The organism is Enterococcus sp. AZ079, from assembly GCF_050547255.1.
In the GTDB taxonomy this organism is placed as follows: domain Bacteria; phylum Bacillota; class Bacilli; order Lactobacillales; family Enterococcaceae; genus Enterococcus_D; species Enterococcus_D casseliflavus.
On the sequence record NZ_CP172955.1, the window covers coordinates 1,506,865 to 1,533,670 of the forward strand.

Below are 26,806 nucleotides of genomic sequence, written 5' to 3' on the forward strand. Positions count from 1 at the left end.
TTAGTCAAACTTACAACTATACTCTATTTGTATTGGATAGGAAATAAATATGCTCATTTCTGAGGAGGATAACATTTTTTTTGACTATTTCTGAATAAACTATTGCTTTTTATAGTTAGATATACTAATAATTAATAGAGATTATTCTCAAATAATTATTCTAATTGGAGGAAATGATATGTCATTAATTGGAAAAGAGATTGGTTCATTCGAAGCGAAAGCTTACCACAATGGAAAATTTATCGATGTTTCATCAGAAGATTTTAAAGGAAAATGGAACGTTGTTTGTTTTTACCCTGCAGATTTCTCATTTGTTTGTCCGACAGAGCTTGAAGATTTGCAAGATCAATATGCATCATTAAAAGAATTAGGCGCAGAAGTTTATTCTGTATCAACAGATACTCATTACACTCATAAAGCATGGCATGATCATTCTGATGCCATCAATAAAATCGAATATATCATGATTGCAGATCCTTCTCATGTGATCTCAGAGATCTTTGATGTACTAGATGAAGCTTCTGGGTTGTCTCAACGTGGAACATTCATCATCGATCCAGATGGCGTAGTCCAAACAGTTGAGATCAATGCGGACGGTATCGGTCGTGATGCTAGTGGCTTGATCGATAAAATCCGTGCTGCACAATATGTCCGTACTCATCCAGGTGAAGTATGTCCTGCAAAATGGAAAGAAGGCGAAGAAACTTTAACGCCAAGCTTAGACCTTGTAGGCAAGATTTAGGAGGCTCTCATGGCATTAGATAAGGCAATCAAAGACCAACTGACGCAGTATCTCGCGATGCTAGAATCAGAGGTTGTTTTTGCGGCAACTTTAGGTGAGGATGATTCTTCCACGAAAGTACGTGAATTCTTAGAAGAAATCGCAGAAATGTCGCCAAAAATCACTATCCAAGCTGTAGCAAGTGAACGGACACCAAGCTTTTCGATCAATCGTCCCGGTGAAGAAAGCGGCATCGCTTTTGCTGGTTTACCGTTAGGACATGAGTTCACTTCGTTTATTTTAGCGTTGCTTCAAGTAAGCGGTCGTCCGCCGAAAATTGACGAAGCACTTCAAAAGCGCATCAAAGCGATCGATAAGCCATTACATTTTGAAACCTATGTCAGTTTGACCTGCCATAACTGTCCTGATGTTGTTCAAGCGTTAAATATCATGGCAGTGCTAAATCCTTCCATCAGTCACACCATGATCGAAGGTGGGATGTTCAAAGAAGAAATTGACAAGAAAAAAATTATGGCTGTGCCAACCGTCTTTTTAGACGGTGAAGAATTTGCAAGCGGCCGTCAAACGATCGAACAGTTGTTGGAAAAAGCAGCTGGTCCGACGAGTAAAGATGACTTTGCTGAAAAAGAGCTTTTCGATGTGTTAGTTGTCGGTGGCGGACCTGCAGGCGGAAGCGCAGCGATTTATGCAGCGCGTAAAGGCATCAATACTGGGATGGTCGTCGAAACAATGGGTGGACAAGTAATGGAAACCCTGGGGATCGAAAACATGATCGGTACTCCTTATACCGAAGGACCAAAATTAATGCGTCAGGTAGAAGAGCACATCAACGAATACAATGTAGACGTGATGAAAGGGCAGCGTGCGAAAGATATTCGTCGCAATGATGTCATCGAAGTTGAATTAGAAAATGGTGCAGTATTAAAAACCAAAACGGCCATTTTAGCAACTGGCGCTCGCTGGCGTAACATCAATGTTCCAGGAGAAAAAGAATTCAAAAATAAAGGTGTTGCCTATTGCCCACATTGTGACGGTCCGTTATTTGCTGGGAAAGAGGTTGCTGTCATTGGCGGCGGAAACTCTGGGATCGAAGCAGCGATCGATTTAGCTGGCATGGCAAAACACGTCTATGTTCTTGAATTTTTACCGGAACTAAAAGCGGACCTTGTGCTACAAAACCGTTTGAACACGTTAGAAAATGTGACTGTTATTACGAATGCGGCAACGAAGGAAATTGCTGGATCCGATCATGTCGAACAATTGACCTACGTTGATCGTGAAACGAATGGCGAATTCACATTAGCTGTTGAGGGTGTCTTCATCCTGATTGGCTTGATGCCGAATACCGAATGGTTAAAAGATCGCATCGTTTTAAACGAACGCAATGAGATCGTCGTAGACAAACACGGCGCAACCAATATTGAAGGGGTCTTTGCAGCAGGGGATTGTACCGATAGTGTATACAAGCAGATCATCACTTCAATGGGTTCAGGTGCCACTGCGGCATTAGGTGCCTTTGATCACCTGATTCGCTCGTAAGCGCCTTGCATCATTTAAAATCAAAAAACGTCTCAGGGGCTTTTAGGAGCTACTGAGCGTTTTTTCTTTTTGTAAGGGCAGTTTGGGTGCAGTTGACAGAAGGACAGCTTCTATATTACAATGAAAAAAACTCGTTCAAAAAAGAAAGAGGTATATTGATGAGTGTCGTAGGTATCTAATCAGCCAATTAAAACAAATAAGCAAAAACAGACTGTTTATTTGTTGTGCCTGTAGATACCGATAAAAATCGTTATTGATGAATCAGGTGATGGGAGACTATCGCTTTTTTTGTACACTTTTTTGGACGGGGATCTGATCGGAATCCTCAGGCACAAGAAAGGATAACTCATGAAGATACCTCAAGCAACTGAATTTGAACAAATTAAAGAACAAGTAAGTAAAAAAATAATCAGCGATTACGGCAAAGCGCGCTTTGCGAATGAAAAACCAGCAGCGACGATCCACTCTGCCCAAAAACGAGTGACAGAGACCACTGAAGCGATGGCACTATTAGCTGCTGGTCGTCAAGTGCCTTTTATGGGGCTGCAGCATGTCTTACACCATACGGAGAAAATTGAAAAAGGGTTTGTTTTAGAACCACAGGAGCTTATCGAATATGGAGACTTTTTACGGTCTTTTCGAATCATCCGTCAATTGTTCGAAAAGAATCAATCGATTGCCCCAAGATTACATCAATATGCACAAGGGTTAGAAGACTTTTCTGAAATCGCCGAAATGATTTTCCAAAAGATTCGCAATGGTCAGGTTGATAGTAATGCCAGCCGAGAATTGCGGAAAATTCGCGGTACGATCGAAAAATATGAAGCTGATCTGAAAAAAGTTTTTGCAAAGTTTTTTAAGGAAAGTCGCTATTTACAAGAAAATCGTGTCATCAAAAAGAACGACCGATATACGTTACCTGTGCGTGCTGAATTTCAACAGCAATTTAACGGAACGATCATCGAACGTTCCAATAAACGAGCGACTGTCTTTATTGAACCGGAGGCAGCTGCCCGTTTAAATGATCGATTGATCTTGGCACAAGCAGAAGAAACAGCCGCTCAATACCAAGTGTTGTCAGAGTTGACAGGGGCGATCGCCGAACAAATGAACGCCGTGTTTGCCTGTCTTGACATTTTAGTTGTGCTGGATATTATTTTTGCTCGGGGAAAATATTGTCGAGAAATCAATGGGCAGCCGATAACTATGACTGAGAAAGAAGTTTTGCTTCTTGATCAAGTCCGCCATCCTTTGCTGGGGCGTGATGCGGTTCCTCTTTCTTTAAAACTTGGCGAAGAAAACCGCTGCATGGTCATCACTGGACCCAATGCTGGAGGCAAGACCGTCGTCTTAAAAACCGTTGGACTTGTTTGCGCCATGGCTCATTATGGCTTATTTCCAGCGCACAATGGCAAAAGCATTGTTCCGTTTTTAAAAAGTCTTTGGATGGATATTGGCGATCAACAAAGTCTAGAAAATTCTTTAAGTACCTTCTCTGGGCACATGTCGAACATTGCTCAGATTATGAAGAATGCTACCCGACACAGTATTGTTTTATTGGATGAAATCGGCAGCGGCACTGAGCCTAATGAAGGGGCTGCTTTGGCGATCGCCATCATGGAATCCATCTATCGCTCAGGAGCTTTAATGATCGCAACAACGCATTATGGTGAAATCAAGCAGTTTGCCGTCGATCATCAAGATTTCGAAACAGCGGCAATGGCTTTTGATGCCAAAACCTTGACACCAAAATATCGTTTGCTGACGAATGCAGTCGGTGATAGTAATGCGTTTTGGATTGCCGAAAAGATGGCGATCCCCGCTGACGTAGTCCAAACAGCAAAGGAATATTTAAAGCATAAAACCTATTCTTTTGAGAAGGAACCTTTTGAAAAGGGGAAGAAACAACCCCCTCAACAAGAAGCCAAGATAGATCTTATTTTTCAAAAAGGAGACTTGGTCTTTTCAACAGAACATAACCAGCGCGGGATTTTTTATGAGTATTTGGAACAAGGACAAGCGAAAATTTCAATTGAGAAACAATTTTTTGTTGTTGCCGCACGTCGCTTGCAACTCCTCACAAAGCGAGAGGTGCTCTATCCCGCAGGTTATGATCTTGATCAGCTATTCGTTGAGTTTGCGCAGCGCAAGTTTACTCGAGATATTGAACGGGGATCAAAAAAAGCGCAGAAGCAGTTACGAAAAGCAGCGCAAGAACGGCAAACCAATCGACCCGTGGATTGATAGATTAAGAAAACTTTCAATCGATAGACCAAAATCAAGCAAGCAGTCCTTTTTCAGCACCTAGAAAAAGGACTGCTTTTTTTAAATGTTCATTTTTAATAACGTCCTTTATCGATGCCGTTCCTTTGTTTGGATGATTATTTTGGTTGTTTTTTCTTTATAGAGCAGAAAATATTCGAAATATCTAAATTCTTTAAGAAAAGTTAAAGAAAAATAAAAATAACAGAGAATTGGTTGTATCTTTATTCGAGGAAGGGTACCATTCATATTGGATTGAAAAATAACATATAACCTTGTTAGGTGAGGCTCCTATACAAACACAAGCTATTGCGCAGAAACGTCGAAAGACGCCAATGTGTAAAACAGGAATTGTCGGATTAAGGCTTTTCATAAAATAGCTAAGAGAGCAAATGACTTTCTTTACGTTGTATAGTGCTAAAACTCGGACGATGAGATTGCTGCTAAAGTCTGACGTCCTAAGAGAAGTGAGACTTTTTTGCTTTTCTTTCTGATGGATGACGAAGCTCATAGAGCAAAATAACTGGTACCGTCTGAACACCTACTCCAAGGCAAGAGGAGTGGAAGCAATGATAGAAAAAAAGAAGATCGATTGGCTGCTGATCATAGCTTATTTGCTATTGAGCCTTATCGGTCTTTTAATGATTTATAGTGCAAGTTCATACCGTTTATTAACGAGAGATCAACCACCAGCGTCGCTATTTATCCGTCAATTGGTCTTTTTGTTACTTAGCTGGGTTCTTTTATTCATTATTCAGCGGACGCGAAGAGAGATTTTGCTTAGCAAATACTTAGCGATCGGTCTGCTAGCATTTGGGATCTTTACCTTGCTCTTAGCTCGTTTGCCCTTTTTCGGTGTCTCTGTTAATGGGGCACAACGCTGGGTCTCGATCGCAGGGATTCAATTTCAACCATCAGAGATTGTGAATGTAGGGATGGTCTTGTACCTCGCTCATTACTTTCAAACAGCAAAAACCACCTTGCAGGAAATGAAACGTCCGCTTTTCGTTTTGTTTTTGTGCTGTGTGTTGATCCTGATTCAACCGAAAGTAGCCGGTGTGATGATTTTACTCTTTCTAGCATTTGTCATGATAACTACGGTACAAGTCCCCGTGAAGCTGACGGCTCTTTTATTTGGTGGCTTAGTGATCAGTCTATTCCTGGTTGCACTGTTGATCATGTTTTTAGGTGACAATGATTTATTGCCCCACATGTTTATGCACGTATATAACCGAATTCGCTTAGTAGGCGATCCATTCTCCGACCCTTACAATCAGGGGTTCCAAATGATCCATTCTTACTATGCTTTATTTAATGGAGGGCTTACTGGTCTCGGTTTAGGAAACAGTATTACGAAAAAAGGCTTTTTACCAGTTGCGGAAACCGATTTTATTTTTTCCGTTTTAGTAGAAGAGCTTGGCTTGCTTTTCGGGATTTTTGTTATTGGCTTATTATTCGTAATCATCTTACGTTTATTTATTCGTTCCGCAGCTATTGAAAACCCTCAGATTGGATTGATATTGCTAGGAACAAGTACATTACTTTTGTTGCAAACAAGTATCAATATAGCCAGTATTTTAGGGTTGATGCCGATGACGGGGGTACCGTTACCATTTATCAGCTATGGTGGCTCCAGTTACTTTATTCTTTCATTTGCCTTTAGTATGTGCCTGAAATTAGAGCGAGAGGAGGGCAAACGAAATGAAGTTCCTCAAACGACATGATGCAAACTATGCCTTGCTGCTACCCGTTTTTCTACTTTTTTTGCTAAGCATTTGGGTACAACATCAAGCTTCTGTAATGGATGGCAATGATCCTTCTGGAATCGTTTTTCGACAGCTCGTTTTTTGTGTTCTATCCGCCATCGCGCTCTTCGTTACGAGTTTGATCCCAACCAATTTGCTCTTACGCTTTTCGGGTCTTTTGTATGTATTGGCACTAGGTCTGATGGCTTCTCTTCATTGGTTCTACGATCAAACGATGTTTGAACAGACGCATACCAAACGCTGGATCAGAATCGGCGACTTTACCATTCAGCCCTCAGAGTTTATGAAAGTGGCCTTTATGCTTTTTATGGTCTATCTCACCTTAGTGTATGAAAAACGAAAAGCCGAACGGACCATTAAATCTGATTTGATCTACGTCACTAAGATCTTGCTTTATAGTATACCGACATTTCTATTGATGTTTATGCAACGGGACTTTGGTACAAGTTTAGTGTTTATTGTGATGTTAGGGGCTTTATTTATTATCTCGGGTGTTCATTGGAAAATTTTGACCGTAGTGATCGGTTTGATCGCAGCCCTCGGCGCTATTTTATTGCTGCTCGTGTTTACGGAATGGGGCAATCGTGTCTTGTTTCGACTTCATTTCTCGCAGTATCAATTAGACCGAGTGCGAGCTTGGGCAGATCCCCTAGCGTACCAAGACTCTATCGCGTTCCAACAAGTTCGCAGTATGTGGGCGATTGGCTCAGGAGGCTTATTGGGAGCGCCTGACACCCATACGACAGTGTACGTGCCGGTTCGTGAATCAGATATGATTTTTACAGTTATTGGTGAAACCTATGGCTTTTTAGGAAGTACCTTAGTGATCTTCTTGTATTTTTATCTCATCTATCAAATCATCTTCGCCGCATTAAAAACGAATAACAAGGCGTCGGTCTATATCGCCATCACGTACGTTTTTGGCTTAGTCTTTCAGATCTTTGAAAATATCGGAGCGGCGATTGGGTTGCTGCCATTAACGGGAATTCCTCTGCCATTCTTAAGCCAAGGAGGAACCTCGTTGATTGCGATCAGTATTGCGATGGGAATTATTTTTGGGTTAGAAAAATTTCCGACTAAAGCGAAGAAACGATCGTACGCATTAAAAGAAAGTAGGGGATTAACATGAGCAAGACAGCAAAACAAGGGGTGATAGGTGGACTGCTTTGTAGCTGTTTCGCATGGTTGTTTTTCCTTGTAGCATTAGAGCCGCAGTGGTTCCAAACGCTTGATACCCTGTTTTCCCACGTGCCTCAATGGCGGACGGCTACAGTAGAAGCGATTTTTGTTCCGCTTGCTAGCACGGCAACGATCGTCCCGATAGCGGCTATTCATTTTCTATTGGCAGCAATTTTGTTTCTTCGGAAGAAACGGATCGAGAGTTTTTGGTTGATGGGAAATATGATCATAATCAGTGGTGTTGGCCAAGTGATCAAGAAATTCGTTGATCGCCCAAGACCGGAGTTTGCTGACAGTATGGAACGGGCGTCCGCCAGTTTTCCAAGTGGGCATACGCTATTAGCGACCACGCTAATTATTTCTCTCCTCTTTTTCTTCGCACAAACAGCTTCTGGCAAAAGAGGCAAACGTCCTATTAGCCAAAAACTAGCTATGTTTTTGGGATTGGTTTATTTACTGCTTATTATGATGAGCCGCTTGCTATTTGGGGTTCACTATCCTAGTGACTTGTTAGCGAGTATCTTATTGGCAAGTGGAATCAGCTCGATTACGTGTTCAATAGTTTTTTCAATAAAAAAAAGGGTGCTTAGGGGGGAATAAATTGAGTTTGGTAAAAAAAATAATTATTGTATTTTTGGCTTTGCTTACAGTGGTTGTGGCATCGGGGACTGCGTACGGAATCAAAGTATATTTTCAAGTTGAAAATGTTGCGCACTCGATTCATCGGCCGATAGAAGGAAGACAAGAAGCAGAGGTGATAGAAAACACAGAGCCTTTAAGTCTGCTTTTGCTAGGAATTGCCAATGATGCTCGCCGGCAAACAGATTATCGTGCCAATACGATCATGATTGCAACGTTGAATCCAGTTACGAAAAAAACGACACTTACGAGTATTCCCAGGGATGCGTATGTTGAAATTGTTGGTCAAGGATATGAAGATAAAATCAACCACGCACATTCCTTTGGCGGAGCAAAGATGATGATTGAAACAGTGGAACAATACCTTAATGTTCCGATTCATCATTATTTTTCTTTAAATATGGATGGTATGGCAGATCTAGTTGATGCGATTGGCGGTATTACCGTTGAAAACGATTTTGCATTTACTGCTGAGGATATCTATTTTGAAGAAGGTATCCTTGATTTGGATGGCTGGGAAGCACTTCAATATACTCGTATGCGCAAAGATGACCCCGAAGGTGACTATGGACGCCAACGTCGTCAGCGAGAAGTGACAGAGATTTTGGCGAATGAATTAGTTTCTCTATCAAGCGTGATGCGGATTCAGGATCTGTTAACGATTATTGGGGAAAATGGTGAAACAGATTTAACGTTTTCTCAGATGAGTCAACTATTCACCCAATATCAATCGGCACTCGTTACTGTCGAATCTTACCAAATGGCGGGTACTGGGTTCACTGGCGATGGCTTTAGAGGTGAATACGGTATCTCTTATCAAGAAGTGTCGCCTGAAGAACAACAAGCGACGAGTCAGCGTTTAAAAAGCGAATTAATGCTTGATTAAGTAAGCCTTGGGTTTAATTAGTAATAACACCACTTCCTCTTTGTTCCTCTAGTAAATCGTGATTAGAGTTGACAGCTGCTTTTCCTCAGGATACTCTTTAGTCAAGCAAAGCAATTCGGCTTGAAGGGTAGCAAGATCCTGTTCGGAGAAGGACTGTTAACTCTTTATTTGTTGCTATATCGTTTGGTTAAAAGTTACAAGGGGGGAAAAGAATGACTATCATCTTTAAAGATCAATTACCAGCGGATTCAAATCAGATACTCGCTTTATATAAATGTGTTGGCTGGGTCGCCTATACGAAAGAGCCAGAGCGACTATTAAACGGCCTAGCTCAGTCGCAGGTGATCACTGCCTATGTTGAAGAGCAGCTAGTCGGACTTATTCGATGTATAACCGATGGACAAACTATTCTTTATATTCAGGATCTGTTAGTAGCGCCAGCGTTCCAACGTCAAAAAATTGGCCAGCGATTGCTCAAAAAAATGCTGGCGAGATATCCATCGATTCGACAAAAGGTTTTGATCACGGACAACACAGAGAAAACGCGCCGATTTTATGAGTCTTGCGGCTTTTCCTCTGTAGAAACGCAGCAAATTGCAGCATTTATTTATTTACCTAAAAACGAGTAAATAGCCAGAGACCCGATCGCTAGTTGAAAATGGTCAATTTATTAACGGTTTTATGTTTGATGAAGGAGTGGGAGAAATGAAGCTGCGATTTGCGTTATTTGTGTTAAGTTTAGTGATTGGTGTTGGCGCATGTGGAGGAAGCATGCTGGCGTTTATGAGTATTGAGCCATTAAGGAAAGGACAGTCATTTGCTGGGTTGGAATCGTCCATGCTCCAAGGAACGCCATTTACAACATTTTTGATTCCCGGGGTGTTTTTGCTAATTGTGTTAGGACTGGGCAATTTATTGTCAGCTATCCGATTGTGGCGCAACCAAGGGTATCATGGCGAATTGCTTTTAGGCATCTGTTTAGTTATCTGGATCATTGTTCAAGTGATTTTATTAAGGGGCGGGAATGTTTTGCATCTGATTTTCTTAGTGTTAGGTTTACTCCAGCTCGGTGTGGCAGCTTACTGTATCAAACACTTGCAACTCTCGGTTCCTTTTTCTGCTCATCAAAATTGATTTTGCAGAAGGGTTTTATGGGGGAAATAATTAAATTACTCAAAAGTTTCCTATGTAAAACGTGGATTTTTGAAAAAATATTCGCAAAAGGATCATTCGCTTAAAAAATTATGATAAACTGAAAGAAGTGAACGTATTTTCTAGAATCAGGAGGATCAATTATTGGAGTTTCTTAAAAAATCAAAAATTTTTGCAGGTCTGGTGATCGTCTGCCTTTTAGGGATCGCCGTCTGGATCTATTCAAATATACTGTTTGTTTTTCGACCATTAGAAGCAATCTTTTCTAGTGTCTTTTTACCTGTACTGATATCAATTTTTATTTTTTATATCTTTTTGCCTTTCTTTAATTGGGTAAAAAGAAGGACGAAAAAGAAAAGCATCGCGCTGTATGCGACACTGTTGTTGATCGTTTTTGCAGCTTATTTGATCATTCAGGTGATTGGACCCGCATTAGCCTATGAGATGGGACGCTTTATCAATCAAATACCCGTTATCATCAATTTAGTGATCGATAACATCGATCATTCCTATTTGGAGGAACTTTTCGGTCCTTTCATTGATTCGATCGATATTTCGCAAGCGAGTAATTTCGCTTTGCAGTTTATTACAGGGGCAACGAATAGTCTGACGAGTTTGATCTCCATCGTTTCTCACTCAGCGATCGTTTTGTTTACGATCCCACTGCTCTTAGTCTATATGTTTAAAGACGGTGAGAAAGTGCCAGACTTTTTAGCAAACAAAACACCGAAAAAGTACCAAGGTTTGATGCGTCAATTATGCAGTGATTTCCACCAAGCAGCATCTGCTTATATTGGCGGGAAATTGCTTGTATGTTCGTACGTTGCCGTTTCCAGTTATTTGATTTTTTCTTTGCTAGGTTTGCAGAATGCGTTGCTTTTAGGCCTGATTTGCGGTGTCTTGGATATCATCCCATACTTCGGACCATTTATCGGAGCGGCACCCGCATTTCTATTTGCTTTAAGTTTAGATATCCGTACCGCCATTTTATTGGTAGTGGGCATCACGATCATTCAATTGGGTGAATCGTATCTAGTTTCACCTCTAGTAATGAATAAAGTGTTGCATATCCATCCGATTATTGCGGTGTTCTTATTATTGATCGCCGGCAACTTGCTGGGATTTGTTGGTATGATCGTTGCACTTCCAGTGTATTCGATCATTATGGCGATGTCTGGCACGCTACTCCGTTTTTTCCAGGAACGCAAACTAGAACGTTCTGTGATCGACAAGGAGTCATTGTAACAATAAAACTTGCTGTTGAAGAAATCTTCATCAGCAAGTTTTTTGTTTTAGATGACACATAGCACGGTACAAAGACTCATGCTATACTGATTGAAACGAAAACGACGATAGGAGTGAGGAAATGAAGGTTTTGTGGAATGATCAGATCATTGATCGAGAGGCAGTGAGAATTGATATCGAAGACCGTGGCTATCAGTATGGTGATGGGATCTATGAAGTTATCCGAATATATAATGGCCACTGTTTTATGTTAGCGGAGCATATGGCTCGATTGGAAAGCAGTGCACAAAAAATTAAGCTAACGTTACCCTATTCGATTCCCCAATTGACTGAAAACCTAAAGTTACTCATTAAGACTGAAGGAATCACAGAAGGAGAAATCTATCTTCAGATCACCCGAGGAATCGCTTCTCCGAGAAATCACGAGTTTCCACCAGCTGGATCGGTCAAAGGGGTGGTGACGGCAAATGTGATCCCCTTTGAACGACCAGATGAAATGCAGCAAGCAGGGCTTTCGGCAACCGTCCTTCCTGATGAACGCTGGTTGCATTGTGATATCAAATCATTGAGTTTGTTAGGGAATCTTTTGGCGCTGGATCAAGCGATCGAAGCTGGCTTCGATGATGCGATACTGCAACGAGATGGCTTTTTTACAGAAGCATCTGCATCCAATCTCTGGTTTGTCATTGATGGGATCGTCTATACTCATCCGGATGGGCGTTTGGTTTTACCGGGAATCACGAAATTGAAGGTCCTTCAGTTGTGTCGCCAATTAGAAATTCCCTATCGAGAAGAACCCGTCCCGATTGAGGCACTACGCAACACGCAAGAGTGTTTCTTGACCAACTCAGTTTGGGAAATCGTTCCGATCGTTGCCATTGATGGGAAACCCGTTGGCACTGGCGTATTGGGTTCAATCACGAAACAATTGCAAGCAGCGTATATCGCTGCCACAAAGAATAAAAGCGATTCATTGTGATTATGCAATAGAAACCACCTAAAAAAGCTTTGGCAACACCCAGTATTTTTAAGGCTGGGTGGGACCAAAGCTTTTTCTTGCGTTGAAAATTATTTCTTACCATTCACTAGGGTTCCACAACTTCCCGTCAAGTTCTCCTTGTTTCAATTCGATGCGGGTTTCTTGCTGCTGCAACAACTGTCCCAGCTCTTGCAAAAATGCTTTTTCATGGTAATCAGTGGTTTCTTGAATGGATTGTTCTATCAGCGGTGTTAGCCAATCATGCCCCATCAAAGCACCTCCAATTCAGCTAAAGCATCTTCTAATTCGTTCAATGTTTCATGGTTTTCCTGCAACAGGGATAGCAAAGGAGCAAGCTGCGGTTTTTTAGAAACCAAATGTGCCAGTTTCTCAGCAAACCATTGTTGCTTTTGGTCAAACGTAAAGGGAGCGGGCATCGATAATAATTGCTGATAGGCAATGACAAAGGCACGCTTTTCTTTTTCCGTTTTATACATCAGTTGGTCAAGGACAACGATGGGTAACACGGTCATTTGGTGTTTTTTTGCCATCAGTACGAGTGGATGCAAAATTTCGTTAAAGGTCGTATTTTCTCGACCGCCTAACTGAAATTCTTTGGCAGCAACACCAGTAGAAACGGCGAAACTGATTTCTTTTCCCACCAAAGCAGGCGCGCAATTTTCCCAAACCGTATCGATCCAAGCTTTCATTTTTGCTGGAACACTGTACCAATATAAGGGGAATTGTAAAACCAAACGGTCACAGTTTTGCAGCAGCGCCTGTTCATCGGCAAGAGAAAAGTCAGAAAAATCATCAAGAAAGTGTATGGTGACATTAGGAAGTTTGGCACTTTCACTGAAAAAACGTTGGGAAAGAGAGTTGTGGAAATCTGGGTGGCTAGCCACCACTAAGGTTTTTATCATGAGATTGATCATCCTTTCCTACTACATGTACCATATTTTACCAGAAAGGGAAACTAGTCTGCTTTGCTTTTCGTAGTGTTGGTCCTCTTTTAGTTTGATTTAAGGTACCTCGTCTATATTCATTGATAAGGAAGTGTCAGTAACGACTTACACGTGAAGGAAATGGGGGAATAGAGGATGGAACCAAACGATCCCTTGATCAAAGGTCTAGCAAATGTAGTAATGTTCGCCGCCAATACAGTGGAATATGTCGAAAATAAACTTGCCAGTTGCCGACAACGAATATCTGGAAAGCAACCCTCAAAAGAAAGTGACTATGGCAATGGGCAAGAGTTTACAGAATTGACTGCGCAAAAATGATAGATAGAGAGAAAATAGAAGAAGTGGCTCACCTTTTACCTGGTGAGTCACTTTTTTACTGTCAAGTTCTTCATCATCAGTTGGTACTTTTCTTGAGGGAAGGTATAATGAGTAAATGAAGCATAGTGGAGAGGAGAAGAATGAAGAAACAGTAGAGAGGAGAAGCAGGTGATGAACCATTTATACAAACGAATCCAATACAAAATCCCTGAGCTAAACCGAGTAGAACGAACCGTCCTTAACTATTGTTTGAGGGCGCCTGAGAAAGTTTCGGAAATGACGGCCGATGAGTTAGCTTCTCAAACCTATACTAGTCAAGCAACGATCAGTCGAATGGCGAAAAAGCTTGGCTTTACGGGTTTTCAAGAATTCAAATTTTCATTGAAAAGTTATCAAAGCCTTGAAAGAAACGAGTCTGCTACCCAAGCCTCTCTTGGCTTATCCCCACTGATCAAGCAAATGATTGACCAGCTGACGACATCCTTATCAATGATTGAAGAAGCTGACTTTCAGCGTGCCGTGGAAATGCTGCAGCAAGCACAACGAATCGAATTTTTCGCTTTAGGGCAAAGTGCGCCGGTCGCATTATCTGCAAGTCGAAAATTGCGCTTTTTAGGTAAAACAGTGGGTGCATCAACGGATTGGGATGAATTGACAACCATCGCGAACCAACTATCAAAAAATGATTTAGCTCTTTTTATTAGTCATAGTGGAGAAACGATCGGGATGCTAAATTATGCTACTCGTTTGAAACAAAGAGGCGTGCCGATTTTAGCCTGTATTGGTCAACCAAAAAGCACGTTAGAAAAGCTTGCCACCTTCTCTTTTCCTGTTGAAATGACAGCGATTTATCATCATGAAGTCGATTTGAGCCCGCGGATCTCCTTAGCGGCGTTACTGGATATTTTAATTATTCAATACGCCAATCAAATCGAAGCAGGACTTGATCCTGAATGACCATTCCATTTTGTGAATGGTCATTCTTCTTTGGGGAACTGTATTGTAAGCCTTCTTGATATCGTTTACATTTTAAGAGATAAAAGTGTTAGGAGGAAATGATATGCAAAAAGGAAAGAAAGCAAGCTGGATGGAAATTTTTCAAGGACTTGGGAAAACATTTATGTTGCCAGTCGCTTTACTCGCATTCATGGGTTTATTTTTAGGGATTGGTAGTTCATTTTCATCGTCTTCAACGATCGACGTTTTCCCATTTTTAGGTGCCCCTTGGCTCCAAGTGGTTTTTCGTTTCATGTCAACGATCGGTGGGTTTGCCTTTAGTTACTTACCCGTCATGTTTGCGATGGCGATTCCTTTAGGTCTAGCAAGAAAAGAGAAGGGAGTTGCGGCATTCTCAGGCTTTGTGGGCTATGTCGTGATGCATTTATCCATCAATTTTTATTTGCAAGAAACGAATCAATTAGCTGCTGCAGATCAACTACGAGAAGCAGGGCAAGAGATCGTTTTTGGCATTCAAACATTATCAATGGGTGTTCTAGGAGGTATTATCGCAGGATTGATCGTTTATAAATTGCATATGCGCTTCTACCATTTTCAATTGCCAGATAGTTTTGCATTCTTTTCAGGAGCACGTTTTGTTCCAATCATCACCTCGCTTACTTTAGCTATGGTCGGGGTGATCATTCCGATGATTTGGCCGTTGTTTGCTATGATCATCACAGGAATCGGACATTTGATCCAACAAGCTGGTCCTTTCGGTCCGTTCTTATTTGGTTCAGGTGAGCGCTTGTTACTGCCATTTGGATTACACCATATTTTGGTTTCCATGATTCGCTTTACCGAAGCCGGGGGAAGTCAGCTGATCGATGGTCAGCAAGTCTTTGGGGCGTTGAATATTTTTTATGCGGAATTACAAAACGGCTTGAGCATTTCACCAAGTGCAACTGCGTTCTTGTCTCAAGGGAAGATGCCAACCTTCATGTTTGGCTTACCGGCAGCAGCATTAGCTATGTACCACACGGCAAAACCTGAGAATCGTTCAAAAATAAAAGGTTTATTGATTTCAGGCGTCATTGCAACTTTTGTGACAGGAATTACTGAACCAATCGAATTTTTATTCTTATTCATCAGCCCTTTATTATGGATTTTTCATGTCATCATGACAGGTGCTGGATTTATGGTAATGAGTCTATTAGGTGTCACGATTGGAAATACCGATGGGGGCGTGCTTGATTTTCTTATCTTTGGCGTGATGCAAGGCGCATATACAAAATGGTGGCTCGTTCTGATTGTAGGAGCTTGCTGGTTTGCCCTTTATTACTTTGTTTTTAAAACAGTAATCCTTCGCAAGAACTTGAAGACACCTGGTAGAGAAGAGAACAGTGATCAAACGAATGAGTTGGAAGAGGAAATGACCTATTCTGGAAAGAGTGGCTATGATGCCCATGGTATTTTGGCAGCATTAGGGGGAGCAAGCAATATTGATTCTTTAGACAATTGCATTACACGGCTACGCCTCGTTCTAAACGATGGTACATTGGTTGATGATGAACGGCTGAAAAAACTAGGTGCGCTTGGGGTCGTTCACTTAGATGATACTAACGTGCAAGTAATCATTGGAACGAAAGTAACAACAGTCAGAAATCAACTTGATGCGATTCTTTAGCAAAATTGTCAAGTAGTAGGAGTGAAGAAAATGTTTTTTGATGAACCAATCAATCGTAAAGGAACCCAGTGTACTCAATGGGATTATGTTGAAGACCGTTTTGGTGAAAAAAACTTGTTGCCATTTACGATTTCCGATACGGATTTCAAGGTGCCAGCTGCAGTTGAAGCGGCACTTATCAAGCGGATGCAGCACCCGGTTTTTGGGTATACACGTTGGAATCATAATGAATTCAAGCAAGCGGTCTGCAAATGGTATTCTGAACGTTTTAACAGCATGATCAAAAGCGATTGGCTGGTCTACAGTCCTTCCGTTATGTATAGCGTTAAACAGCTCGTCACCCTACTCAGTGAACCAGGAGATGGGATCATTATTCAGACGCCAGCATATGATGCGTTTTATAAAATGATCAAAGAGAACAAAAGAAAAATCGTACCTAATGCACTCATCTATGATGCTAAGTCGTATCGCATTGATTTCGAAGAGCTAACAAGATTGATGGCACAGCCTGAAAATAAAGTTCTTCTCCTCTGTAGTCCTCATAACCCAACTGGGAGAGTCTGGCAAAAGGATGAGTTGCAACGAATCATCGAATTGGCGAAAACCCATGATGTATTTATCATCTCTGATGAGATCCATATGGACATTGTAAGAAAAGGACAAAGGCATCAACCGATCATTGATTTGTTGCAAGAAAATGTAGCCCTTGTTACTTCGGGAAGTAAAACATTTAATTTCCCAGGGTTGATTTATTCTTATGGAATCATTCCTGATCCCAAGTTGCGTGAGCGCTTCTTAACTCAGTTAAAAGAAGCCGATGGGTTGAGCTCCACCAGTATTTTTGGCATGACCGCAACGATTGCTGCCTACGATAATGAAAGTAAGTGGGTGGATCAGCTCAATGACTATCTTGATGGTAACATTGCTTATGTGATCGCTTATTTACAGGAACATCACCCAGAACTCATGGTCACGAAAAGCGAAGCCACGTATCTTATGTGGATTGATTGTACAGCACTGGGTTTAACGATGGCGGAATTGCAGCAACGAATGATTCGAAAGGGGAAAGTCGCGATTATGTCAGGGGAGATCTATGGGAAAGAGGGGAGAAATTTTTTGCGCCTAAACATTGGCTGTTCGCGAAAAAAACTCATTGATGGCTTGAAGCGATTCACATTGAGTTTGACATAAAAAAAAAACCACTGAGCGATCAGAAAGATCCTGTATTCTTTCTGATCGCCAGTGGTTTTTTAGTCTTTCGTCGTGCGGGGAGCCATTGCAGTAGTAACGGGGATTGGTTCAACGACATGGAAATAACCTTCTTTGTCTTGAATGATCAGCATATCTTGCTGACTCTTGCTCTTGATGATCTCACCTTTAACAATTTCGTTGGTGACAGTCCGATAAATGCTTGTAGTCATGTTCATTCCTCCCAACGGTTTTTACCAATTGATCTTCAATAGGGGGACTAGTACAAATCAATTGCTTGATTTGTACCAGCAAGGAAAAAGAAAACGAATTGGTATCTTTAGTATAGGAGAGCAATGTTTAGATTGCTGCAATTCCATGTAAAGTTTTTGTTAATCCTTTTATTTTCAGCGATTGACTAATCGGCTAAAGAAAAACGCAAGGCCATTTTATTACTGCCAGAATCCACCATTTTTCCTAGTAACGTTGTTGCATTTTTTAAATACAGTTCGGCCATCTCAGCGTTGGCTTCTTCAAGCAGACGAGTAGGCTGCTTGTCAACGGAAGCTTTACGATCAGTTTCTTGTTGGATGCGGCGACAAGCCGCCATCGTTTCCATTTCAAAACGGTTGGCAAGATCACTATAGCGATCGTAGTCGCTGTCTCCAATCAACGCCAAGGTGCGTCCTAACCAATAGCTATTTGATGGATCGTAGGTCTTTGTCGTATCACAATAGCCAAGTGGGGTCTTAGTGATAGCTGCATAAAAGGGCACAACGCCATTGAAGGTATTGGGGCCAAAGGCAAGCCAATGAATGCCAGCGATTGCTGCGGGCACGTGGTTGCGGATCTGTAAAATATGGACTTGCTGGTTGCGATTGAGAGCAATCGATCGGAATTGTGTTTTTTGTGTCTCGCTCCCTGTACCGTAAGGGTCAAATGGCGTATTTTGGAAGTGGGAGCTCAATGCCCATTTTACATCTTCCACGGATAGCTTTTGTTTTGGGTAGCATACAAACGGGAGCTCTTGATCGATCGGTTCAGCGGCTGTTCCGCTAAAGTGTTTTTGAATGTACCATGCCCGCGGGTTATTGTAACGGGTATCTTTTTCTGAGGAGCTGCCAAAAATATGGCGTAGATTAATGCCTTCAAAATCAGGATTTAATTGATAGTCTTCAATCAACTGTTCGAGATCCTGCGAACACAACGTCATTTCTGAGGCGAAGTCGAAGTGATCAATGTTTATTCGATTGGGTGCCACGACATAGGCATCATCTGGTATGCGAACAGCTGCCCAGTGATGTCCACCGATGGTTTCCATATACCAGATTTCCTCGGCATCAGAAAAAGTGATCCCGTTGGCTTCATAGGTCCCATAGGTTTCTAAGAGTTCCCCTAAGCGCAAAACACCTTCTTTAGCGGAATGGATATAAGGCAGTACGATGCTGACGAAATCAGCTTCCCCGATACCATCTTCCACATATGGATCAATAGCCAAAACGCGTGAATTGGTTGTGATCGTTTCTGTCGCAGTCATGGCGATATTTTCTTCATTGATTCCTGAAGCTGCCCAGACTCCTTGCGATTCATCTGCTTCAGGGGTTGAAGTATAGCGTAATGATTTTGCTGGTAAACTGATTCGACAGTCGCTTAAAACGGCGTAAAATTCATTTCCTTGCTGTTCTGGAGTGATGACGACGAATTTTTGCGGTTCCGAACCGCTTCCAGAATCTTCATTGCGGGCAATCATGGTCGAGCCGTCGATCGATGCTTTTTTTCCTACTAGTAAAGTGGTACAGGACGCTTTTTTTCTATCCATCTTTCCAACACTCCTTCATTTCTTCTTACGAATGATTGAAGCTAGTATACCCATAGTCTCATGGTTTTACAATGCTTTCTATAGAGAGGAGCAAAAAAATTTCGCCTTTTTTATTTATTTTTAGTACAATAAGGTGTTGTAAAAAAAATCAAAGGAGCCATTATTATGAAGAAAACAGTTATTTTTAGTTATATTTTTTTACTAAGTCTGGTTTTTGCCGGCTGTGCCAAACCGTCGATGGATGCGGGAAACTCCTCCAGTGAATCTTCGTCAGTCCAACAAAACGCCGAAGAGCGCACTGCCCAAATCAGCTTCAATAATAAAAGTGAAGAGCAAGACCAGGAAATCGAAAACAAAACGGTCAATTTTAAAGAAGGGGTTTCTTTGATGACTATCATGAAAGAGAACTTTGACTTGGAAGAAAATCAAGGGATGATCACCAGCATCGACGGTTTAGCGCAAGATGAAAAAGCTGGCTATTATTGGATATATACGATCAATGATGAAATGATTACAACTGGGGCAGGTGATACCTTTTTAGGAAACAACGATAAAGTGGTTTTCACCTATGAAAAATTCGAATAAACCACTTGCATTTGCTGGAAAAGAAATTGCTTATTTAGGGCTGCTTGTAGCAGCGGCCGTCGTCGGCAGGTCACTTTTTCAACCCTTACCCAATGTTCAACCAATGACGGTGATCTTTTTATTAGTAACCATCCATTTAGGTCTTAGTCGTGGATTGATCGTTTGTCTGCTCTCGATGCTGATTACCAGTTTTTACATGGGAATGGGAATATGGACGATTGCTCAATTAGTTAGCTATGCAATCATTATTTTGGGGATGTATCTGTTGTCCAAAAGCAAGCTGTTTATGAAACGGTTGCTTTTACAAGTCAGCTACAGTGTATTTGCAGGGTTTGCTTATGGCTTTGTGATATCTTGGATCAGTGTCAAACTTTATGGGTTTCCTAGCTTTTGGGCTTATTATTTTCAAGGATTGAGCTTTGATGCCCTCCACGCAATAGGCAATGGCATTTTTTATCTGTTACTAGCACCGATCTTTCTGCGGCTTTTCCAACACTACTATCCAAAGAACAACAGCGAAGGGCACTAAGCGCTTCGCTTTTTTGTTGAGTTAGCTAGTGTCGGGCAAAACGTCCATGACTAGAGGAAAAGTCTTTGACGATCAAGCGAGGTGAAAGGGGCTATGTGAGGAAACAAGCAGGCATATTGTTGTGCAAAAGCGGTTTCTGCAGGTATCCTTAAGGTATCTAAGGAAGGATGTGGCTTTTGATGAAATGGATCGTGAAAAAAGATGATTTAGAAAGCTACCGTGCGAAGTTCCATGGAAAACTGGCTGGTTATGCCGAGGAAGCCAAAATGATTGCCCTGCCAACACCAAAGTATTTTATCGTGGTGGTTGACGAAGAAAAAATCCACTTGATTCAGTTAGATCTGCAATTTCATGAAAAAGGGATGCAGACAATTATGATCCACGAGATCACAAAATTACAACTAGGCGGTGTGGTAAATAAAAAAGTCCAGATTCAGACACCTTCGACCACTGTCAAACTAATGATCAAACCGTTGGCGATCGGTATCAAAGAGGAGCAAAAAGCCTTGATCGATCGGTTTACCAGAATGTCGCGATAAACATCGGAGGAACACGCGGGAAAAATCAGCTGGATTTTTTCAAAAAAAAAGCAAGGGCAGTTGCCTGCACTTGCTTTTCGTGAGTCCTGTTATTCTGGTGTACCGACGATTTTAATAAACTCATCGATATTCTTGATTTTCATATGCTTGATCACTAACTGTTCCCGCTTGTTCCATTTTCCTTCGACTTCTAATTGGTATTTATTTAAAGGAAGGCGTAAGACATAACTGGCTAAGTAGCGATCCTTAATAATGCAATTCACGATTTTGTGGTCTTCTAAAAGTTGGATACCTGTTAGCATCATTGGCGTTTCTTGAAAAACACGGCTATTGACTAACAATCCAGTGTGGGTTTCGTTCATGGGATCTTCCTTTCTGATAAACCTGGGATAAATCATCTTTCTGTCTGTTATGTTACCTGATTTGCATCAGAAAGGCAATTCCTATAAAAAATCCTCGTTATTATGTGTCACGCAAAAAGAAAGGAGGCAAAAGGAGTGGTTGGGTATAACCGTTTCTCAAAAGAGTTTCAAAAGGCTTCGAAAGAACTCCGTGAAGGGAAGAAGTCCAAAAATGCCAATAAAGGGCTGCGAACACGACAAAAAATCGCTGCTGAAAAAGAACAAAAAGCACAAAATGCTTTTTCGACTGGTTTTTTGATCGGTTCCTTCAGAGAAATATTCCGCAAGAAATAAGCAAGTTCCGCTGCCAAAGCGGGACTTGCTTTTTGTTTAGAATAAATAATTGAAGAAGACACCGTTGAGAAAGGAAAAGCTCAGATAAAATAGAAAAAGTGTCACGATGTCCAGAGGTAAGCCTTTCAGAATTGGCGGAATTGCGGCAATTTGATTTCGTGTATGAACCCCTGACAAAGCACAGGAAAAGAGAAAATACATGCCTACAGCAACAAATAAATTGGTTAAATAATCGGTATAGGGAAATTGGGTCACAGTGGCGATCGTCAGCAAGATGACACTGACTAGGGTCGTCTTTTTTAGATCATTCGTCAAGAAACGTTTTTTTGCTGGAACGATCAGTAAGCATAAACTGGCAGTAATCAAGGCGATGATGGCAGCACTTACCAAATTGGTGACCACTTGATTGCCATAGACAAAGCGATTTTGAAGCAAAAGATAAAAACTTAAACCGCTCAACAAGTATGCGACTGCAATGATCCCTGACAGGAAAACCACCCGTGTCGTCACGTTCGGTTTTTTTTCTTTGACGGTCGGCGCCAAATTTTGACAGGCGTAATTTGTGAGTAGAATGACTAGGAAGACCACTAGTCGATTGGCGATCATCATATGAGAACGCTCCTTTCTTGCGTTTTAGCTCATGATTTTAAGGTTGAACGGGGTCTTTTTTCCTTCCCCTAAAATGCGAAGGCGTAAGAAGCGATCGATGAGTGGAGTAAAACAATTCATGATCAAGATGGCATAGCTCATGCCTTCGTTTGTGAAACCAAAGAAACGGAAGAGGACAACGAGAAGCCCCACGCCTAAGGCAAAAAGATTTTCTCCTGCTTTTGTTCCTGGAGTCGAAGAATAATCAGTCGCCATATAGATCGCACCCAACATGGCACCACCGCTGATGATATGCCCAATCACCGTTTGCCAACTGCCAGTAAAAAGTCCTTCTGGACCAAGGATAAAAGCAAAGAGCCCGATCGTTGCAAAAATAATCAGTGGGATACGAGGGGAGATGATTTTCTTGTAAACGAGAAAAATTCCACCCAGAAGTAAAAGCAAGGCACTGGTTTCACCGATTCGTCCCCCAGTAAATCCTAAAAAAGCATCCAACAGATCAGAACCGCTTAAGGTGTCCCCGGCCTTCATGACAGCTAATGGCGTAGCACCGGAAACGACATCGTTCGCCGTAGCTTGCGAAACCACATCAGGAGCGATGCTGCCAAAAGGTGGATCTGGCCAACTGATCAAAAACATCTGGTTATAAAACAAGCCAATCAACAAGGCGCGACCGCCAAGGGCTGGATTTAAAAAGTTATAGCCGATACCGCCAAAAAATTCTTTGACGATGATCACGGCAAACGCCACCCCGATCACTGGGAAATACCAAGGTGCGGTCGGTGGAAGATTCATCGTTAAAAGCAATGCCGTCACAACGATGCTTAGATCGAAACGAAATGGCCGTTTGATGAGGTAGGACCAAATTCCGTCGGCGGCAAACGCCGTGGCTAGCGCAATGAAAAACAACCCATATACCTTGAGCCCGAAAAGGTAGCCCGAGAATAAAACTGCTGGTAGTAAGGCTAGTACTACACAGCCCATGATTTTGACTGTTTCGTCATTGCTGCGAATATGGGGGCTTGGTGGTGTTTCTTGGTTTTTTCGTTGCTGAAAGAGGCGCTCGCTATCGGAATCCTTGTAGTAATCAGGCACTTTCCTTCGCCTCCTTCTGCAGCTGTGCAACCTTGCCTTTTGCGGCAGTGATGTTGGCAGCTAAGGAACGTTTGGCTGGACAGACAAAGGTGCAAGCACCACAATTGATACACGCTTCTGCCAGCAATTCTTCACATTTTTGATAATCGCCTGCTCGATAGAATTGATCAATCTCCATCGGCATCAGGCGCATCGGACAAGCTTCGACACATTTATTGCAGCGAATGCAGGGGTTTTCGGCATATAGCCAATCGGTTTCTTCATTAAAAACAACGATCCCGTTGCTGCCTTTGGTGACCGGAACCTTTAATGTTTTGACGGATTTCCCCATCATGGGGCCGCCAAGAATCAGCTTGCTGGGCGCACCTTGAAAGCCGCCAGCAAAATCGATCAACTCTCCTGCGAGTGTTCCTAAAGGATTTTTGACGATGCGTGGATGTTGAACATCACCAGTCACGGTTGTATAGCGTTCAATCAGCGGTTTGTCATAACAGACCGCTTCAGCGATGGCAAAGCTGGTGGCAACATTGATCAATACGATCCCAATATCGGCAGTCAAGCCGCCTAAAGGTACCTCCTGATCGGTCAATAACTCTACTAACTGCTTTTCACCACCGGTTGGATAAACAGTTGGGACAGTAACGACTTCTATCGTGTCATCCTCTGCACTTGCGGCTTGCATCGCTGAAATGGCTAGCGGTTTATCATCCTCGATGCCAATGATGATTTTTGGATCAGCTAACAATTTTTGGGCAATTTTTGCCCCTTGGATGATTTTTTGGGCTTCTTTTTGCATTAAGAAGGCATCACTGCGCAAAAAGGGCTCACATTCAGATCCGTTTAAGATCAAGGTATGGATTTTTTTATTTTCATCAATACTGAATTTGACATGGGTGGGAAACGTTGCACCGCCTTTGCCGGCGATACCGCCTTGACGGATTTTTTTGAGGATCGTTTCGTTAGCAGCAGATTGCCAGTTGAATGGGGTAGACAAAAAATCATTATCGAAGGCATAATCGTTTTCAATGATGATGGTTTTTCCTTCTTCATTGTTTTGATTTGGCCAATCGACAATATCGACGATTTTGCCTGAAACAGATGCATGGACTTTCGCAGACACAAAGGCATCTGCTTCAGCGATCACTTGCCCTTGCTTGACGTACTCACCAACGGAAACCGTCGGTTCGACAGGGGCACCAATATGTTGTGCCAAAGGGATAAAGATCATCGTGGGTGAAAAGGTAAGGATTTCATCTTGTTCGATCATTAATTTTTCTTTTAACATTTGTAACGGGGGACTTAGTGAAATTCCACCAGTAAATGTTCTCATAGCCAACACTCCTTTTTTCTCCTAACTTTATTCTAGCATGCCATCCGCATTCTCAAAACCATAAACGCTTACATTTCACAAGAAAAACTTCTTTCGGTTGACATATGATTGTTTGTTCATATATAATCAGGGTATAAACATGATTGATCGTTCATATGTTCGATGGAATAGAGGAGGTTTTGATGATGGCTGAACATACTTGTCAACACGAGCACACAAAAACGAAGGGACATACGCATACCCATGATCATGGGACGTTTCCTCGTAAAGTTTACTTCGCGGGGGTAATCTTCTTTATAGTGGCGCTGTTTATTTCGAATCAATGGGTTAAAGACGGGGTTTATTTTGCTGCAGTTTTATTAGCGGGCTACCACATTTCGTGGGAAGGGATCGAGGATACCGTAAAAAGCACAAGAATCAATCGGCGCTTTACGCCAAATGTACATCTATTGATGTTATTAGCAGCGATAGGGTCAATGATCATAGGCAATTTTAATGAGGCAGCCTTACTGATTTTGATTTTTGCTGGTGCTCACTTTTTAGAAGAATACGCGGAAGGGCAAAGTCGACGTGAAATTACCAATCTTCTCAAATTGAATCCAACGGAAGCACGTTTGATGGGCCCAGATGGGAAAGCCAAAAAAATTGCTGCTTCAGAGATAAAAAAAGGGGATATTTTACAAGTTTTGCCTGGTGATCAGTTAGCAACAGATGGGGTGATTCTTTCTGGCACGAGTGCCATCAACGAAGCTTCCATCAATGGCGAGAGTATACCGCGAGAAAAAACAGCGGGAGACGAAGTTTATGGCAGTACCATCAATGGCAATGGAACATTTTTGATGGAAGTCACAAAAGACAGCTCGGAAACGGTCTTTGCCAAAATTCTTTCAGTCGTTGAAGCGGCACAGTCGAATCAGTCACCAACAGAAACACGAATCAAAAAAATCGAACCAATCTATGTAACCATTGTTTTCATTGCAGTCCCTTTGTTCATCTTAACAGCACCGTTTCTACTTGGTTGGGATTGGTATACCAGTTTTTATCGCGGGATCGTGATGATGATTGCAGCGTCTCCTTGTGCGTTAGCGGCAAGTGCGGTACCTGCTAGTTTATCTGCGATTTCAAATCTAGCGAAAAAAGGGATTCTTTTTAAAGGCAGCAACTACTTAACGAATTTTGCTCAGATCAAAGCGGTGGCATTTGACAAAACGGGCACGTTGACCGTCGGAAAACCAACGGTCACGGATGTCATTTTCGCTGAAGCCATCGATCAAGCAGAGGCCGCTTCCATCATCGTTTCGCTGGAAAAACAAGCCAATCATCCATTGGCAGATGCGATCGTTACTTATTTTGAGAAGAACAATAAAGAGCAGCAAAACGAACAGCTGACGGTTACGAATGAGATTGGTTCCGGTTTAGTAGCCGTCTCAGGAACAAAAACCTATCGATTAGGAAAAAGAACCGAAAACTCCCAGTTAACAGGTTCGTTGGAGCAACAGTACCGTCACCTGGAAGCGCAAGGAAAAACGATGGTCATTTTTTCCATCAATGAAGAGGTTGTCGCAATCATCGCTTTGATGGATGAGCCGAACGAACAGGCAGCTTCTGTGATTCGTTATTTAAAAAATGAAGGGATCCATACCGTTATGATCACTGGAGATAGTGCGTCTGCTGGGGAAGCCATCGGAAAGCGTCTAAACGTTGATCAAGTGGCGGCTAATGTGTTACCTGAGAACAAAGCGGAAGCGGTTCGAGCACTCCAAGAAGCCTACGGACAAACCGCCATGGTGGGGGATGGCATCAATGATGCGCCCGCACTTGTTCAGGCAGACATCGGTTTTGCGATGGGGGAAGGGTCAGATGTTGCTATCGAAGTGGGGGACGCCGTGATCATGAAAAATGATCTTTCACGCTTCGCGTATGCCTATCGCTTAGCGAAGAAAATGGATCGAATCATTTGGCAAAATATTTTCTTCTCCATGTTTATCGTCGCATTATTAGTCGGGTTGAATCTATTTGGAAAAATGAATATTGGACTGGGGGTATTTGCCCATGAAGGAAGTACGTTGATTGTATTGTTTAACGGGTTGCGCCTTTTGCGCAAACTGCCAGATGCATAAAA

28 protein-coding genes and 1 riboswitch are annotated in these 26,806 nt (G+C 42.0%); of the genes, 20 read left to right on the forward strand and 8 right to left on the reverse strand.

Annotated features, from left to right (window positions below; genetic code table 11):
* Positions 1-178: 178 nt before the first annotated feature.
* The 11 genes from ahpC (at position 179) to dat (ending at position 12,389) form a co-directional block, all read left to right on the forward strand.
* A complete protein-coding gene (ahpC, locus tag IGJ15_RS07260) occupies positions 179-742 on the forward strand; it encodes an alkyl hydroperoxide reductase subunit C (RefSeq protein WP_005226227.1) in 564 nt (187 codons plus the stop codon).
* A gap of 9 nt (positions 743-751) precedes the next feature.
* The gene (gene ahpF / locus IGJ15_RS07265) at positions 752-2,281 is read left to right on the forward strand and encodes an alkyl hydroperoxide reductase subunit F (protein WP_015509798.1); all 1,530 of its coding nucleotides are present in this window, start codon (positions 752-754) and stop codon (positions 2,279-2,281) included.
* A gap of 348 nt (positions 2,282-2,629) precedes the next feature.
* A complete protein-coding gene (locus tag IGJ15_RS07270; protein WP_333719197.1) occupies positions 2,630-4,525 on the forward strand; it encodes an endonuclease MutS2 in 1,896 nt (631 codons plus the stop codon).
* A 285-nt stretch (positions 4,526-4,810) separates the two neighbouring features.
* A riboswitch (M-box (ykoK) riboswitch) is annotated at positions 4,811-4,986 on the forward strand.
* Positions 4,987-5,112: 126 nt separating this feature from the next.
* On the forward strand, positions 5,113-6,267 hold the full coding sequence (locus IGJ15_RS07275) for an FtsW/RodA/SpoVE family cell cycle protein (protein WP_074933644.1): 1,155 nt from the start codon (positions 5,113-5,115) through the stop codon (positions 6,265-6,267).
* Positions 6,245-7,438, forward strand: coding sequence for an FtsW/RodA/SpoVE family cell cycle protein (locus tag IGJ15_RS07280; protein WP_333719196.1), 1,194 nt, complete (start codon positions 6,245-6,247; stop codon positions 7,436-7,438). Before IGJ15_RS07275 ends, IGJ15_RS07280 begins: the two co-directional genes overlap by 23 nt.
* Positions 7,435-8,088, forward strand: a complete 654-nt coding sequence (locus IGJ15_RS07285) for a phosphatase PAP2 family protein (protein WP_333719195.1) — start codon at positions 7,435-7,437, stop codon at positions 8,086-8,088. The genes IGJ15_RS07280 and IGJ15_RS07285 overlap by 4 nt, the downstream gene beginning before the upstream one ends.
* A 1-nt stretch (position 8,089) precedes the next feature.
* The gene (locus IGJ15_RS07290) at positions 8,090-9,013 is read left to right on the forward strand and encodes an LCP family protein (RefSeq protein WP_142968482.1); all 924 of its coding nucleotides are present in this window, start codon (positions 8,090-8,092) and stop codon (positions 9,011-9,013) included.
* Positions 9,014-9,225: 212 nt separating this feature from the next.
* Positions 9,226-9,642: a GNAT family N-acetyltransferase gene (locus tag IGJ15_RS07295; RefSeq protein WP_015509792.1), complete on the forward strand. Its 417-nt coding sequence runs from the start codon at positions 9,226-9,228 to the stop codon at positions 9,640-9,642.
* A 76-nt stretch (positions 9,643-9,718) separates the two neighbouring features.
* Entirely contained in the window at positions 9,719-10,147 is a 429-nt protein-coding gene (locus IGJ15_RS07300; protein WP_231588509.1) for a hypothetical protein, read from the forward strand.
* Between the two features lie 162 nt (positions 10,148-10,309).
* On the forward strand, positions 10,310-11,410 hold the full coding sequence (locus IGJ15_RS07305) for an AI-2E family transporter (protein ID WP_010748435.1): 1,101 nt from the start codon (positions 10,310-10,312) through the stop codon (positions 11,408-11,410).
* A gap of 121 nt (positions 11,411-11,531) precedes the next feature.
* Positions 11,532-12,389 (forward strand): D-amino-acid transaminase, encoded by an 858-nt coding sequence (gene dat / locus IGJ15_RS07310; protein WP_121261226.1) that lies wholly within the window; start codon positions 11,532-11,534, stop codon positions 12,387-12,389.
* A gap of 96 nt (positions 12,390-12,485) precedes the next feature.
* On the opposite strand, the gene IGJ15_RS07315 is transcribed toward dat, so the two are convergent.
* Positions 12,486-12,659 (reverse strand): hypothetical protein, encoded by a 174-nt coding sequence (locus IGJ15_RS07315; RefSeq protein ID WP_005226215.1) that lies wholly within the window; start codon positions 12,657-12,659, stop codon positions 12,486-12,488.
* Positions 12,659-13,324, reverse strand: coding sequence for an NAD(P)H-dependent oxidoreductase (locus tag IGJ15_RS07320; RefSeq protein ID WP_016609240.1), 666 nt, complete (start codon positions 13,322-13,324; stop codon positions 12,659-12,661). Before IGJ15_RS07320 ends, IGJ15_RS07315 begins: the two co-directional genes overlap by 1 nt.
* Positions 13,325-13,489: 165 nt before the next feature.
* Here IGJ15_RS07320 and IGJ15_RS07325 point away from each other — a divergent pair, with 165 nt between their 5' ends.
* The 4 genes from IGJ15_RS07325 (at position 13,490) to IGJ15_RS07340 (ending at position 17,486) form a co-directional block, all read left to right on the forward strand.
* A complete protein-coding gene (locus IGJ15_RS07325) occupies positions 13,490-13,672 on the forward strand; it encodes a hypothetical protein (RefSeq protein ID WP_194192736.1) in 183 nt (60 codons plus the stop codon).
* Between the two features lie 171 nt (positions 13,673-13,843).
* A complete protein-coding gene (locus IGJ15_RS07330) occupies positions 13,844-14,629 on the forward strand; it encodes a MurR/RpiR family transcriptional regulator (protein WP_087627553.1) in 786 nt (261 codons plus the stop codon).
* 103 nt (positions 14,630-14,732) lie between these two features.
* Positions 14,733-16,295: a maltose/glucose-specific PTS transporter subunit IIBC gene (malX, locus tag IGJ15_RS07335; RefSeq protein WP_060791978.1), complete on the forward strand. Its 1,563-nt coding sequence runs from the start codon at positions 14,733-14,735 to the stop codon at positions 16,293-16,295.
* A gap of 30 nt (positions 16,296-16,325) precedes the next feature.
* On the forward strand, positions 16,326-17,486 hold the full coding sequence (locus IGJ15_RS07340; protein WP_430599417.1) for a MalY/PatB family protein: 1,161 nt from the start codon (positions 16,326-16,328) through the stop codon (positions 17,484-17,486).
* A 59-nt stretch (positions 17,487-17,545) separates the two neighbouring features.
* On the opposite strand, the gene IGJ15_RS07345 is transcribed toward IGJ15_RS07340, so the two are convergent.
* Positions 17,546-17,716, reverse strand: a complete 171-nt coding sequence (locus IGJ15_RS07345; protein WP_074536738.1) for an aldo/keto reductase — start codon at positions 17,714-17,716, stop codon at positions 17,546-17,548.
* A 185-nt stretch (positions 17,717-17,901) separates the two neighbouring features.
* A complete protein-coding gene (locus tag IGJ15_RS07350; protein ID WP_430599419.1) occupies positions 17,902-19,302 on the reverse strand; it encodes a C69 family dipeptidase in 1,401 nt (466 codons plus the stop codon).
* Positions 19,303-19,467: 165 nt separating this feature from the next.
* Here IGJ15_RS07350 and IGJ15_RS07355 point away from each other — a divergent pair, with 165 nt between their 5' ends.
* From IGJ15_RS07355 to IGJ15_RS07365, 3 genes are all read left to right on the forward strand, one after another.
* Positions 19,468-19,887, forward strand: coding sequence for a DUF4430 domain-containing protein (locus tag IGJ15_RS07355; protein ID WP_333719191.1), 420 nt, complete (start codon positions 19,468-19,470; stop codon positions 19,885-19,887).
* Positions 19,871-20,416: an ECF transporter S component gene (locus tag IGJ15_RS07360; protein WP_333719190.1), complete on the forward strand. Its 546-nt coding sequence runs from the start codon at positions 19,871-19,873 to the stop codon at positions 20,414-20,416. The genes IGJ15_RS07355 and IGJ15_RS07360 overlap by 17 nt, the downstream gene beginning before the upstream one ends.
* A 167-nt stretch (positions 20,417-20,583) precedes the next feature.
* Positions 20,584-20,955, forward strand: coding sequence for a hypothetical protein (locus IGJ15_RS07365; protein WP_005226207.1), 372 nt, complete (start codon positions 20,584-20,586; stop codon positions 20,953-20,955).
* Positions 20,956-21,044: 89 nt separating this feature from the next.
* Here IGJ15_RS07365 and IGJ15_RS07370 read toward each other — a convergent pair whose 3' ends face one another.
* Positions 21,045-21,317, reverse strand: a complete 273-nt coding sequence (locus IGJ15_RS07370; RefSeq protein WP_005226206.1) for a hypothetical protein — start codon at positions 21,315-21,317, stop codon at positions 21,045-21,047.
* Between the two features lie 135 nt (positions 21,318-21,452).
* On the opposite strand from IGJ15_RS07370, the gene IGJ15_RS07375 reads away from it, so the two are divergent.
* Complete coding sequence (locus IGJ15_RS07375; protein WP_015509783.1) at positions 21,453-21,650, forward strand: hypothetical protein; 198 nt, start codon at positions 21,453-21,455, stop codon at positions 21,648-21,650.
* Positions 21,651-21,686: 36 nt separating this feature from the next.
* Here IGJ15_RS07375 and IGJ15_RS07380 read toward each other — a convergent pair whose 3' ends face one another.
* Genes IGJ15_RS07380 through rsxC form a run of 3 tightly spaced genes read right to left on the reverse strand, consistent with a single transcriptional unit; the run spans position 21,687 to position 24,684 of the window.
* Complete coding sequence (locus tag IGJ15_RS07380; protein WP_015509782.1) at positions 21,687-22,259, reverse strand: hypothetical protein; 573 nt, start codon at positions 22,257-22,259, stop codon at positions 21,687-21,689.
* A 24-nt stretch (positions 22,260-22,283) separates the two neighbouring features.
* Positions 22,284-23,354, reverse strand: a complete 1,071-nt coding sequence (locus IGJ15_RS07385) for an RnfABCDGE type electron transport complex subunit D (protein ID WP_015509781.1) — start codon at positions 23,352-23,354, stop codon at positions 22,284-22,286.
* Positions 23,347-24,684, reverse strand: coding sequence for an electron transport complex subunit RsxC (gene rsxC / locus IGJ15_RS07390; protein WP_430599420.1), 1,338 nt, complete (start codon positions 24,682-24,684; stop codon positions 23,347-23,349). The genes IGJ15_RS07385 and rsxC overlap by 8 nt, the downstream gene beginning before the upstream one ends.
* A 185-nt stretch (positions 24,685-24,869) precedes the next feature.
* Here rsxC and IGJ15_RS07395 point away from each other — a divergent pair, with 185 nt between their 5' ends.
* Positions 24,870-26,804: a heavy metal translocating P-type ATPase gene (locus IGJ15_RS07395; protein WP_081116319.1), complete on the forward strand. Its 1,935-nt coding sequence runs from the start codon at positions 24,870-24,872 to the stop codon at positions 26,802-26,804.
* The last annotated feature ends 2 nt before the right edge of the window (positions 26,805-26,806 follow it).